16 protein-coding genes are annotated in these 11,601 nt (G+C 45.1%); 9 read left to right on the top strand and 7 right to left on the bottom strand.

Translation table 11 applies throughout. The features are described 5' to 3' along the window. The 5 genes from AC1DUA_RS08140 to AC1DUA_RS08120 form a co-directional block, all read left to right on the top strand. A partial coding sequence (locus tag AC1DUA_RS08140) for a LysR substrate-binding domain-containing protein (protein WP_477499250.1) occupies positions 1 to 201 on the top strand: 201 nt, incomplete at its 5' end. A 106-nt stretch (positions 202 to 307) separates the two neighbouring features. Then, a complete protein-coding gene (locus AC1DUA_RS08135) occupies positions 308 to 484 on the top strand; it encodes a hypothetical protein (protein ID WP_477499249.1) in 177 nt (58 codons plus the stop codon). Positions 485 to 564: 80 nt separating this feature from the next. Beyond that, complete coding sequence (locus AC1DUA_RS08130; RefSeq protein WP_477499248.1) at positions 565 to 975, top strand: hypothetical protein; 411 nt, start codon at positions 565 to 567, stop codon at positions 973 to 975. A gap of 36 nt (positions 976 to 1,011) precedes the next feature. After that, entirely contained in the window at positions 1,012 to 1,260 is a 249-nt protein-coding gene (locus AC1DUA_RS08125) for a hypothetical protein (RefSeq protein ID WP_477499247.1), read from the top strand. Then, on the top strand, positions 1,202 to 2,347 hold the full coding sequence (locus AC1DUA_RS08120) for a fibronectin type III domain-containing protein (RefSeq protein ID WP_477499246.1): 1,146 nt from the start codon (positions 1,202 to 1,204) through the stop codon (positions 2,345 to 2,347). The genes AC1DUA_RS08125 and AC1DUA_RS08120 overlap by 59 nt, the downstream gene beginning before the upstream one ends. Positions 2,348 to 2,433: 86 nt before the next feature. Here AC1DUA_RS08120 and AC1DUA_RS08115 read toward each other — a convergent pair whose 3' ends face one another. Next, on the bottom strand, positions 2,434 to 3,270 hold the full coding sequence (locus AC1DUA_RS08115) for a transposase (protein ID WP_477499251.1): 837 nt from the start codon (positions 3,268 to 3,270) through the stop codon (positions 2,434 to 2,436). A gap of 363 nt (positions 3,271 to 3,633) precedes the next feature. On the opposite strand from AC1DUA_RS08115, the gene yunB reads away from it, so the two are divergent. Continuing rightward, positions 3,634 to 4,425 (top strand): sporulation protein YunB, encoded by a 792-nt coding sequence (gene yunB / locus AC1DUA_RS08110; protein WP_477499245.1) that lies wholly within the window; start codon positions 3,634 to 3,636, stop codon positions 4,423 to 4,425. Between the two features lie 10 nt (positions 4,426 to 4,435). Here the strand turns inward: yunB and AC1DUA_RS08105 are convergent, their stop codons facing one another. Further along, positions 4,436 to 5,404: a M23 family metallopeptidase gene (locus AC1DUA_RS08105; RefSeq protein WP_477499244.1), complete on the bottom strand. Its 969-nt coding sequence runs from the start codon at positions 5,402 to 5,404 to the stop codon at positions 4,436 to 4,438. Positions 5,405 to 5,598: 194 nt separating this feature from the next. On the opposite strand from AC1DUA_RS08105, the gene larC2 reads away from it, so the two are divergent. Further along, positions 5,599 to 6,087: a nickel pincer cofactor biosynthesis protein LarC2 gene (gene larC2 / locus AC1DUA_RS08100; RefSeq protein ID WP_477499243.1), complete on the top strand. Its 489-nt coding sequence runs from the start codon at positions 5,599 to 5,601 to the stop codon at positions 6,085 to 6,087. A 23-nt stretch (positions 6,088 to 6,110) separates the two neighbouring features. On the opposite strand, the gene larC is transcribed toward larC2, so the two are convergent. From larC to larE, 3 genes are read right to left on the bottom strand one after another with little or no spacing between them, the layout of a single operon-like run. Then, positions 6,111 to 6,971, bottom strand: a complete 861-nt coding sequence (gene larC, locus AC1DUA_RS08095; RefSeq protein WP_477499242.1) for a nickel pincer cofactor biosynthesis protein LarC — start codon at positions 6,969 to 6,971, stop codon at positions 6,111 to 6,113. Positions 6,972 to 6,981: 10 nt separating this feature from the next. After that, positions 6,982 to 7,758: a nickel pincer cofactor biosynthesis protein LarB gene (gene larB / locus AC1DUA_RS08090; protein WP_477499241.1), complete on the bottom strand. Its 777-nt coding sequence runs from the start codon at positions 7,756 to 7,758 to the stop codon at positions 6,982 to 6,984. Beyond that, on the bottom strand, positions 7,755 to 8,603 hold the full coding sequence (larE, locus tag AC1DUA_RS08085; RefSeq protein WP_477499240.1) for an ATP-dependent sacrificial sulfur transferase LarE: 849 nt from the start codon (positions 8,601 to 8,603) through the stop codon (positions 7,755 to 7,757). Before larE ends, larB begins: the two co-directional genes overlap by 4 nt. A 156-nt stretch (positions 8,604 to 8,759) precedes the next feature. On the opposite strand from larE, the gene lipA reads away from it, so the two are divergent. Both lipA and AC1DUA_RS08075 read left to right on the top strand, forming a co-directional pair. Continuing rightward, positions 8,760 to 9,635, top strand: coding sequence for a lipoyl synthase (gene lipA, locus AC1DUA_RS08080; RefSeq protein WP_477499239.1), 876 nt, complete (start codon positions 8,760 to 8,762; stop codon positions 9,633 to 9,635). A gap of 39 nt (positions 9,636 to 9,674) precedes the next feature. Further along, entirely contained in the window at positions 9,675 to 9,998 is a 324-nt protein-coding gene (locus AC1DUA_RS08075) for a YutD family protein (RefSeq protein ID WP_127453036.1), read from the top strand. Positions 9,999 to 10,056: 58 nt separating this feature from the next. Here the strand turns inward: AC1DUA_RS08075 and AC1DUA_RS08070 are convergent, their stop codons facing one another. Both AC1DUA_RS08070 and AC1DUA_RS08065 read right to left on the bottom strand, forming a co-directional pair. Continuing rightward, positions 10,057 to 10,869 (bottom strand): NAD kinase, encoded by an 813-nt coding sequence (locus AC1DUA_RS08070; RefSeq protein ID WP_477499238.1) that lies wholly within the window; start codon positions 10,867 to 10,869, stop codon positions 10,057 to 10,059. An 11-nt stretch (positions 10,870 to 10,880) separates the two neighbouring features. Then, on the bottom strand, positions 10,881 to 11,552 hold the full coding sequence (locus AC1DUA_RS08065) for a PilZ domain-containing protein (protein ID WP_477499237.1): 672 nt from the start codon (positions 11,550 to 11,552) through the stop codon (positions 10,881 to 10,883). Positions 11,553 to 11,601 lie beyond the last annotated feature (49 nt).

The following is an 11,601-nucleotide window of genomic DNA, read 5'->3' as shown; positions in this document are numbered from 1 at the left end:
GTCTTAACCGGTGATAGCGTCTCGATTATTTCTAAAATAGCAATAGCGAAAGAGATGCAGCGAGATGAGCTGGTGTATCGTGAAATTCCTCAAAATCCTTTTAAACGATACATTTATTTCACGTATAACGAAGATCGGATTCGTTCCTCTTTTTTTGATAGTTTTTTCCAATACCTGCGCGATTCTGTCCAGAGCGAGTAAATTCTTTTACAAAAAACACATGTTCAGCTGACAATCCAATGACAAAACTTCTTTATGCTCTTGTCTGAGAGGGAAACCTTTCCAAAAACGTAGAGGAGTTGAATTCATGTTTAAGAAAAAGGCATTAAAGTTGGTTATGGCTGCACTCGTAGGAACAAGCGCTTTAGTTGGATTTGGAGGAGCACCTCAACCTGCATCGGCTGCAAGTAATATGGTTCCGGACTATGAGGTMAAACTTCTGCTTAATCCGAATGTCGTTCGAATGATATTAATGGCGCGCTAACTTTAGCTAACCAAGAGGGCTTTAATTCAGGAGATACTGGGTATGAAGCTCAAATCGAATGGGGTTACCAAAAGAAAACTTTGAGTATCACTCGTTCCAAAAGTGGCAGCAAATCAGGTTATAGCGGTATGGATCTTCCTAATCAAGCTGATTCACGCAGTCTTCTTATCAACAATGCACCTGATAAATTTAATAACTGGGTCTCAAGCGGATGGGGAACTAGCAAACTTTCTTCCTCCCGAATTTATGGACCAGTGCTAGCCAAACGCTCGATTGGTACTTGGAGCGGCCAGCAAATATACATCGAAGTGTGGCCAATTCGAAATGCAGCTGGTACAGGGACAGAATATGTTGTTGAAGCATCATTCAAAACAACAAGTCAAACGACAGCTTCAGCCAAACATGATGAGCTCGTTACGTATTTACAGGGAAAAGGATGGTTTTTGGCCCAAGATTCTTTGAAAACTCAGCTGATTATGGATCGTTATTAATCATTTAAAACTATGATAATCATGGGAGATGAGGAAATGATTCATATGAAAAAGCTGTCTAAAGCTATCATAGTAACAACCGCTGCTGCTATTCTTATGACTGGCGGACTGATGTCGCCTAAACCGGCATCTGCTGCGAATGGAACTCCAAGCTATGAAGTCAAACTTAATTTGGCACCAAGCATTGTTGTGGATTCGAGCCATAACTTAGTGAGTAGTGTACGCAGTGAATTCTCAACGGGTTCCTCAGCCAAAAGCTATCGTGTCCAATACATGGATACCTAGCAAATTTACGAATTGGACTAGTGCGGGCTGGGGAACAGCACAGTTAAACAACTCGGTTGTTTACGGACCTATCGATTTCAAAAGATATAAAGGAGACTTCGATGATCTAGAATTAGACATTGAAATCTGGACTATTTTAAATGCAGCTAAAACAGGAACAGAAGACATCGTCGAAGCATCATTTAAAACGGATAGTCTAAGCGAAGCAACGAGTGCAAGAACTAATTTAATTAACCTGCTTCGCACGAAAGGCTGGTTGGTTGAGTCTGATGTGCTTAAAACAAGCTTGATTATGGAACGTTATGCGCCAGTGGCACTAACCCCAGATACAACTGCCCCATCAATCCCAACAGGATTAACTGCTTCAGCACTTTCTAGTACCCAAGTAAAGCTGGGGTGGACGACTTCTACAGACAATGTGGGTGTTGCAAGCTATGATGTTTACCGCAATGGTGCTTTGGTTGGTTCATCGAACTCTAACTCGTATACAGATACAGGGCTCACTGCCTCTACGTCATACACTTATACGGTTATTGCTAAGGATACGGCTGGTAACGTGTCAACAGCAAGTACAGCAGTCAGTGTAATTACGCTTGCCAACGGCGGTTCTGGAACGGGCGCACTTTACTACAACGTAAATGGAAGTGCTGTATCCTATATTGAAGCTGAGCAATTCACTGCCAAAAACGGTACATTTATTGAAGCAGCTTGTTCTGCCTGTTCAGGGGCAGTGAATATGGAAACACCTAACGGCTCCGGCGACAGTGAGACGAACTACATTAAATACGATCTTGAAGTCACAAATGGGGGTTCATTCTACATCTTCTTACTTTCACAAGGTCCTGATGGTAGCTCAGATAGCTTTAATGTGGCAGTCGATGCTGGCAGCAGCAAACAAGTGACAACAGGAAGTTCCAGTTGGGCTTGGAAAAAACCTAGTAGCTCGATCTCGCTATCAGCTGGCTCGCACACACTTTATATCAAGGTAAGGGAAGATGGAGCTAAAGTGGACAAAATCGCCATTAGCAAATCAAGCAATACACCATCTGGTCTAGGCGGTACAGCCCTAGTACCTTCCTATCACTAATACATGCATATCCCTGAACCACCTTCCTTTGAAGGTGGTTTTATTCATATTGGCACCGTATATTGCCACTATCCCCTTGACTCAGATCAAGTGTACTCTGTCCTGGAGAAACAAAGCTGGCTTAAATGAGTGAAAAAAGAAATATTTCTTGTGGTGAGGTTTCTACGATAACAAAATTCGTCTAGATAAGCTTGCAAGTGTTTGGCCCCAAGGCCATGGAAGTTGTGGTTAATCCAGTTGCTAGCTTGTCGGGCGATCTCGAGCAACGGGCGCTGGCGTTTTGGAGTATAGAAACCAGTAATAACCTCGATATTCTGAGTCTCTGTTATAACATGCTGCTTGCGAAATGTATGAATTTCGTTACGAGAGATATGTCTTTCCTTTGGGGTTGAGAGCAGAACGTGCTTTATTTTGAGATAGCTAGATCCATACGTATCACTGTTTGATGAACCTACGAGAAGAAGGTGCTCTTGCGGGTGTCTGTGAACAGATGGATTGAATGGACGGCCATATGTGGCTGAATGAATACGAACGGAGCCAGAGAGGGGATTCTGGGTGTCGGAGTTTTGAATCAAACAACGAATCTTATGTAGGATCAGCCAAGCGGTTTTGTAAGTAACCTGAATGAGATTGGAAAGACTCGTAGCTGTAGTACCTTCATCAGTACGGGAGACAAGAAATATGGCTAACAGCCATTTGTACAGCTCCGTTCGGCTGCCTTCCATAATGGTTCCTGAGGTTAGGGAAGATTGGAATCGACACTTGCTGCATTCATACAGAGGAAGTCTACGTGTTTTGGTTATATAGGCATGTCGATGGCTGCACCTCGGACAGATAAAGCCTTCAGGCCATTTCATATGAAAAATATACTGCGAGCAATGATCTTCATTGGAGAAGTGACCCTTGAACTGTTCGAAAGACATATGAGAAAAATCCATCTAGTCCTCCCCTAAAATGAAATCCAGAACTTATGTTCTTGTTTAAATAATAGCAAACATGCGTTCTTATTTCAATACATTTTTGGAAAAAATTATATTTAAAATCATTTTTATACTTCTGAGTGAATGGGATAGTGTCCATAGCATCTGAGCGTTAGAACAGTGGTGGGGGGCGAGGGACAGTTTGCGGCAATGGAAGCAGCGGGAAACGGCAGGAAGCAGTAGGAAGCAGTAAGAAGCAGTAAGAGCAGTAGGAAGAAGAACAGCTCATAGGCTTCTTTTTCACTTCATGTCCGCATAAGGTAGTACTAATGACAAGCGGGGCAAGCGGGGCAAGGGGGGAAAGGGATGCTGCAAAGGCGACGGTGGAGAAGCAGACCTACAGGGAAATCAAGCCGCAAAAAGGTGCTGTTGATCAGTCTTCTCATCTTTGTCTTATTTTGTGTGCAGTTGTTTATCTATGTTGATCGTAATCTTAGACCGCCACTGATGAACTTAGCGAAAGTTCGAATTAAGCAGATTGCTACACAAGCGATTAATAGCGCCATTGCGGATCATGTGGCAGGGAATACAAAAGCAGAGCAGCTTATTGATTGGAAAATGGATAAAAACGGAAAAATAACAGGTTTCATGTTAAATTATAATGAGCATATGCGCATCACATCCGATACGATAAAAACCGTACAAGGTGAGCTTGATAATTTACAATCCATATCTGAGCACATACCAGTTGGGCAAGCGATGAACAGCGCGATTCTCTCTTCATTTGGTCCAGATATCCCGATTAGGCTGCTGCCGGTCGGTAATGTGAAAGTTGATCTAAATACACGTTCCCAAAATGCGGGAATCAATATGGTAATGTTTGAAGTCTATGTACGCATTATTGCAGAAGTGTCGGTCATTATTCCCTTTGATTCGGATACAGAGGTCGTAGAAACAGAAATTCCTATTTCATATTCCCTAGTGGTAGGGGATGTTCCTACTTATTATTACGATAACAAAGGGAATCCTGTGGGTAGTAATAAGGATGCAGGTTTGCCAAGCTTATCACTTCCACAGATTCCGAATGTCGGAACAACGACACCGAAGAATGAAGGAGTTCAGTCCCAAGAAACGATACAAAAAGAGCCGACCCCATAAAGGGAGCGGCTTATTTTCTTCTTTTATTGCGATCTTCACGCTCCCACTTCCGAAGAGAAGGGAATGGGTCGAAGCTCCATTCTGTTAAACCATTATCCCGATAAAGCCCAAAATGGAGATGGGGTGGAAATTTCCCTGATGTTCCGGGCTTACCGTAACCTGAACTGCCAACCCAACCGATGGTTTGACCGGGTTTAACAATATCATTTTCTTTAAGACCTTTTTGAAAACCAGATAGATGGGCGTAGTAGTGGTAAATATTGTTCACATCACGAATGCCAATCCGCCAACCGCCATATGGATTCCAGCCTTTCACTTCCACTATGCCATAGCAGGTGCTTCTGACAGGCACTCCGTGCCGGGCGAATAAATCCGTTCCTTCATGAGAACGGTGCCCTCCCCATCCGCGGCTATCACCCCAAGTGCTGCGATAGGAATAATCTGCGCTCACTGGCAGTGGGAATGCATGCTCCCCAAGGTCGAGTGTACCAAGTGTGTTAAAAATAGTAGCGAATTGTTTGATGCGCTCGACACTGCGCGAGTTTTGATAATAATTCCATAAGTTAATGAGTAAATTTTCCTCTTTCGTTCCATTTTTACTCATGAGAAAGGCCATTGAAGCTAATAGATCCAAATCGTTGTTTCGTTCTGCGACCCCATCTCCCGAACCATCTCGCCCGTAGCCGTGAAAAAAGGAAATGCTTTTCGGATTCGTATCCTGTTGATCTGGATTTAACATGCCGGCCCAATCTGATTCTGGAAAATAGATGCTTGTAATTCCTTTGTGTACGGGTCTTTTCTTAGCAATGTTCATTGTTCTTTCATATTGATCAACAGCGGCTAAGTAAGCCCAGGGAATGTCGGAAACTATACTCGTTTTTTCAAAAAGTTCTTTCCGCTCAGCGTTCAGGTTGGCGTTAACCTTCGGCGAAGCTGGGGCATAAGACTGTTCAGATGCAGCAGCTTGGGAGGCTGCCATTCGTGAATGAGTCCCTGATTCGGCTACTGATAGGAGGAGGCAACAAGCTAGAACCCGCACCCAAAAAGGTTTGCTTTTCATCACTATCATCCTTCCTGAAATGTTAGTTCTTAGGATGTACTCTTCCGTGGATGTTTATCCTTACAACTTTCGTTGTTACCCATTTTTTGCTATGATGCCTGTATGAGGTGAGAATGGTGAGCTTTAATCATAGGGAAGAGCATATTGACGATGGGATGCTGTTAATTCAGGCGAACCTGGATGATATGAATCCAGAGTGGGTTTCTTATATTATGGACAAGCTCTTCGATGTCGGAGCTAATGATGTCTATGTGGTACCGATTATTATGAAAAAAGGACGGCCAGGCATTATGTTGAATGTGCTGGTAGAAGCGACACACCTTTCTTTCATTGAGGATGTTATCTTTAGCGAAACAACGACGCTGGGCATTCGATATATGAAGGCTTCCTGTCATAGATTAGCTAGAGAATTTGAGCAAGTGGATACCAAATGGGGATTGTTAACTGTAAAAGTAGGTTATCACCAAGGTAAATTAGTGCAGTATGCCCCTGAATTTAAAGAATGTGAACAGGTAGCTAGAGAGTACCAAGTTCCGTTAAAAATGGTCTATGAAGAAGTTAGAACGCAGTTTATGCTGCAACGCAAAAAAGTCTCCTCCTAATGTTCAGGAAGAGGCTTTTGTTGTTATTGATGATCGTGAGTATGCGGGTGATGATGATCATGGTGGTGATGGTGATCATCATGGGAATGGCCATGATTATGGTTATGCTCATGAGCGATGTGCTCATGGCCAACTTGCCATTTTCCGATGAAAGGATCCACTTTACCGACCACGACACGAAGAACGTTAGGTTGATTCGGTAAATCCCTTGTACCTGCCCCGTATCCAATTGTATCTACGATCATTGGTGGAAAACTTTTGGAGAACTCGTCCACAATCCCAGAAATAATACCTGCGCCAGTTGGCGTGGTCATCTCAAGGCTATGGTTTGTGGAAGCGATGGGTAAACCACGCATCATTTCCAAAGTTGCCGGAGCGGGAACTGGATATGTTCCATGATCAATATGAATGATTCCTGAGCCTAACGGTACAGGAGATGCAAAAATACGCTCGATTTGCAAAGAGTCGATAGCCAAGGCAACACCTACGATGTCGACAATGGAGTCAATGGCTCCGACTTCGTGGAAATGCACTTTTTCAACTGGGATCCCGTGAATTTTCGCTTCAGCGATACCAATTTTCTCAAAGATGGCTAAGCTGAGTGATGTTACACGGTCATTAAATCCGGCTTCTTGAATGACTTTGACGATTTCGGAGTAATGACGATGTTTCTTCGGCGGATGCTCCGGATCTAGGATTACGTCCAATTTAAGTGCGGAAATTCCGCGCTTAATTACACGCTTCCATTCCAGCACATACGGTTCGAGCTTAATTTTGGTAAGTTCACTTTCAATATAAGTCCGGTCTGCCCCTGCATCAACCAAAGCGCCAAGTGTCATATCGCCGCTGATTCCGGAGAAGCAGTCCAAATATAGAATACGCATGGTACGAATCTCACGCTCGTTTCGACATATTTTTGTTAATGAGCCCTGCATAGTAGCCGGCTCCGAAGCCATTGTCAATGTTCACGACAGAGATACCAGGCGAACAACTGTTCAACATCGACAAGAGCGGAGCCACCCCTGCAAGGTGTGCGCCATAACCGATGCTCGTCGGTACAGCGACGATAGGTTTGGATACGAGCCCGCCTAGCACGCTGGCGAGCGCGCCTTCCATGCCGGCGACGACCACAATCGCGTTAGCACCGCGAATAAGGTCCAGCCGGCGGAAGAGCCGATGAATGCCGGCTACACCGACGTCGAACACGCGTTCAACGTGGCTGCCTAGGCATTCTGCCGTAAGAGCGGCCTCCTCCGCCACGGGGAGGTCGGAGGTGCCTGCGCACACGACGGCGATGTAGCCATCGTGGACTTTCAACATCGGTCGCTTGAACCAAGTGAGCGACCTAGCTGTTTCGTGGTAGGTGACACCTTCCACGGCGGCAACTACATGGGCGGCTTTGACCGCGTCGACACGCGTAGCCAGCACGCGGTCGGTGTGTTCCATCAGCCGCCGAAAGATGGCCTCGATCTGCTCGGCGGTTTTGCCTTCCCCGAAAATAACCTCGGGGAAGCCAGTGCGCTTCTCGCGATCGATGTCCAGCTGGGCAAATCCAAGATCAAGGTTGCCGGGTCCTTCGCCGGCGCCCTCTTTGATGATTTGCCTTTTGGCTTCTTCGACGTCTAGATCGCCCGTCTGTACGAGCTTCAAAATCTTTTCCAAGTCCATCATAAGGATGCTTCTTTCACCTTTTCTTTGGTTTCCTTAGACAGCACTTCGTTCATGCTGCCAGTTCGGTAGCCTTGCAGATCCAGCGTTACGTAAGTAAAGCCGAGCTTACTGAACTTCTCATAGATCGCGTCGCGATGCTCCACCACTTTATGTATTTCATCCGGCATCACTTCGATCCGGGCAATTTTCTCATGGTGACGTACGCGGACTTGATATAAACCAAGCTGCGAGAGGAAGTACTCGCCTTCGTCCAGTTGGTCAATTTTCCACTTCTCAATCTGTGTACCGTAGGGGATACGGGAGGACAGACAAGCAAAAGATGGTTTATTCCAAGTGCGTAAACCTAATTCTTTGGAAAGCTGTCTGATTTCATCCTTGGTCATCCCAGCCTCTTGTAGCGTACTGCGGACACCTTGCTCATTTTTTGCTTGCAGCCCCGGTCTGTAATCACCGAGATCGTCCATATTTGAGCCATCCAGAATGTAGGGATATCCTAATTCTTTGGCTAATTGCTGCAGATGTGAATAAAGACCTGTTTTGCAATGGTAGCAGCGGTCCGGATTATTGGCGACGAAATTAGCATTCTCCAATTCTTTGACCTCTGTTTTGTACATTGGGACACCAATCTGTTCAGCAAGTTCGACGGCTGCATCGAATTCCCGCGAAGGGAATGTTTCGGATGCGGCTGTGACCGCTAGAACTTGATCACCGAGCTCTTGCTGCGCACGCTTGAGGACAAAAGTGCTGTCTACTCCGCCTGAGAAGGCAATCAATACACGACCCATGCCTCTTAAAATTTCGCCAAGCTTGCGATCCTTCTCGCGCGTTACTTCTTGTATGCTCATGTTTCTTTCCTCCCATACAGCCTATATGTAAATAGCTGAGCTGTTTTGGTCCATCTAGATAAGTGTATCACAACTGGCTGGCAAAGTGGATTGTTTTGTCAGGCTTTCATGATATAATAACAACATTGAGAAACCAAATAAAAGGCGGGAAATATAATGCCTACAAAACCATTAGAGAGAAAACCAGACTGGCTAAAAATTAATCTGAAAACAGATGAAAATTTCAAAGAAATAAAATCAATGATGCGTTCGAAGACGCTGCATACGGTTTGTGAAGAAGCTAAATGCCCAAACATTCATGAGTGCTGGGCGAATCGCACGGCTACGTTCATGATTTTGGGTGACATCTGTACGCGTGCGTGCCGTTTTTGTGCTGTGAAAACGGGCCTGCCTACGGAGCTTGATCTGCAAGAGCCGGAACGTGTGGCTGACGCTGCTTTACAAATGGGGCTGCGTCATTGCGTTGTAACCTCTGTTGCACGTGATGATTTGCAGGATGGCGGCGCGATGATCTTCGCAGAAACCATCAAAGCGATTCGTCGCAAACTACCACTTTGCACTGTAGAAGTGCTGATTCCTGATTTCTTGGGTCGTGAAGAGTCTCTGGTTACTGTTCTTGAAGCGAAGCCTGATATTCTAAATCACAATATGGAGACAGTGGAGCGCATGTCAGACCGCGTTCGTTCCAAGGCGAAGTATCGCCGTTCGCTGGAGCTGCTTCAGCGATCCAAACGTATTGCCCCAAGCATCCCAACCAAATCTAGTGTCATGATTGGTGTAGGGGAAGAATGGGACGAGTTGTTGCAGACGATGGACGATCTGCGTGCAGTTGATTGCGACATTATGACAATTGGACAGTATTTGCAGCCATCAACGATTCACCTAGCCGTGTCCAAATACTACACGCCTGAGCAGTTTGCTCTACTAAAAGAAGAAGGCATGAAGCGCGGATTCAAGCATGTTGAGTCTGGGCCATTGGTACGCAGCTCCTACCATGCCCATGAGCAGGTTAAATCGGCATCGAACGTTTAGAACACGAACGGGTCATAGAAAGGAGAGCTTCTTACCATCATGATTCATATTGCCAATAAAACATATGAGCTCGTTACCGACCATAAAAATGGCTGGAACTTTGAAGTTTTCAAAGAACGCTTCAGCGAAGTATTAGAGCGTTATGATTATATTGTTGGCGATTGGGGGTACAGCCAATTAAGGTTGAGAGGTTTCTTCAAGGAAATCCACCCCAAAGCAACGAAGGAAACCTCCATTGCCGCTCTTCAGGATTACTTGAATGAGTATTGCAACTTTGGTTGTGCTTATTTCATTATTGAAAAAGTAAATGGAAATAAGCAGCAACAGCAGGTACCTTCTGAGCCTTCGACGACCACGTCATAGTAGATAGTAAAAAGACGCCATTCCTACTCGAAAGAGAGGGAAGGCGTCTTTTTTTGGTTTATTTTAATTCTAATCCCACAAAAGCTTCACGAACCCTGTTCCAGAAAGGGAAAGGACGGAATCTTGCAAACTTAACTTTGACATGGGAAGCAACTCGGCAGCGAATGGAAACGACATCGTTGCGCTGCATATACTTATGATCAAGGGAAAGCAGCATATTCTGATGTGCTTTCGGATAAATGTCACAGTGATGATGTGCTGGTAGAATCATCGAAGATCCTAGAGTTCGGTAAACTCTATTGTTAATGGATGCAATCTCTGCGACTTGAATGGCTTCCAGAGAGGGATGCACCATCGCTCCGCCTAAACTTTTGTTGTAAGCTGTGCTCCCCGCTGGCGAGGATATGCAGATGCCATCACCACGGAACATCTCGAACATTTCGTCGTTGATGTGTAGACGCGCAACAAGCGATACTTCGATGCCTCGCAGTGTAAATTCGTTGAGAGCCAGATGCGTCTCCACACCATTTTCGGTCGTTATTTCGATCTCAACAACGGGATATTGCACAACATGAAGGTCATCAGGGGTTTTCACATTGAACACTAGTGAAGCTAGATGATCTAATTCGTGCGGCTTCCAATCTGCAAAAAAGCCCAGATGTCCGGTGTGAAGCCCGACGAAGGCAATGTGATCTAGTCGATGTACATAATTATGAAAGGCTTGCAGCATCGTCCCATCTCCACCAATGGAAAGGACAATGTCGGGATTTTCTTCATCCCTTGCCATACCTTGCTCAGCGGCGAGCGCATGGAACCGCGCTGTCAACTCCTTGGAGATATCATCGCCTCGTTCAATGACGTTGTATTTCAATCGTTTTCCTCCTATTGAAGCGTGCAGTATTTGTCAATTTCTTGCAGGATGGATTCAGGTGTATGCCGAAACTTGGCAGCAACACGATAGGAATCGTTGCTGAAATTTGTCACCCTTACAATCTCGCCATAGGCGGTAATGGGGTGGGGAAACCCTGACAAAAGGAAGCTGAATTCCAGAAATAAGGGATAAAAAAGCCGATTAGTCGTAACAAAAGAGAGACCCCCTGCACTTATATCAAGCAGCTGTCCAGAGAAAGCGACGCCCTTGCGTGCGGATAAGCCGCGAATGCCGACAATTTGAAGGGTAATGGGTGTTCGAAGGGAGATCTTGGCCCGGTTGTGCTGTCGGTTCTGATGCTGCTGAATCTCTTCGGGAATAGATAGCGTGAGGTAACAAATCGCTTTTTTTAACTCAAGTTGAAGTAACTCCACGTGCGTATAGTATAAAATCCCACGGTCCTTAAAAGAAAATTCAATAAAAGAAACATGTTCTAGTTTGTCGAATGGAAACACGCCAGAGAGCTCTAAACAAACAGTGAACGAATCTTCACCGATTTTATCAATGTAGAAATTATCTTCATAGCAAAAAGGCTGTCCGTCTTTGGACTCACCGACAACAATCAATTGACAGTCGGAGTTCGGTGCGATATATGCCAATTCTAGTGCCTTATTCCAATCCATAGCATCACCAAGTGGTTAGATTTGCATTCATGAACGCATGCACATACCG

Source organism: Paenibacillus sp. 01T422, assembly GCF_056398785.1.
This window is presented reverse-complemented; position numbering and strand designations above follow the sequence as displayed.

Excerpts from the sequence above, each read along its gene's own strand:
- AC1DUA_RS08125 (WP_477499247.1), top strand. The coding sequence starts at position 1,012 with ATGATTCATATGAAAAAGCTGTCTAAAGCTATCATAGTAACAACCGCT.
- AC1DUA_RS08115 (WP_477499251.1), bottom strand. The coding sequence starts at position 3,270 with ATGTCTTTCGAACAGTTCAAGGGTCACTTCTCCAATGAAGATCATTGC.
- yunB (WP_477499245.1), top strand. The coding sequence starts at position 3,634 with ATGCTGCAAAGGCGACGGTGGAGAAGCAGACCTACAGGGAAATCAAGC.
- AC1DUA_RS08105 (WP_477499244.1), bottom strand. The coding sequence starts at position 5,404 with ATGGCAGCCTCCCAAGCTGCTGCATCTGAACAGTCTTATGCCCCAGCT.
- larC2 (WP_477499243.1), top strand. The coding sequence starts at position 5,599 with ATGGTGAGCTTTAATCATAGGGAAGAGCATATTGACGATGGGATGCTG.
- larC (WP_477499242.1), bottom strand. The coding sequence starts at position 6,971 with ATGCGTATTCTATATTTGGACTGCTTCTCCGGAATCAGCGGCGATATG.
- larB (WP_477499241.1), bottom strand. The coding sequence starts at position 7,758 with ATGATGGACTTGGAAAAGATTTTGAAGCTCGTACAGACGGGCGATCTA.
- larE (WP_477499240.1), bottom strand. The coding sequence starts at position 8,603 with ATGAGCATACAAGAAGTAACGCGCGAGAAGGATCGCAAGCTTGGCGAA.
- lipA (WP_477499239.1), top strand. The coding sequence starts at position 8,760 with ATGCCTACAAAACCATTAGAGAGAAAACCAGACTGGCTAAAAATTAAT.
- AC1DUA_RS08075 (WP_127453036.1), top strand. The coding sequence starts at position 9,675 with ATGATTCATATTGCCAATAAAACATATGAGCTCGTTACCGACCATAAA.
- AC1DUA_RS08065 (WP_477499237.1), bottom strand. The coding sequence starts at position 11,552 with ATGGATTGGAATAAGGCACTAGAATTGGCATATATCGCACCGAACTCC.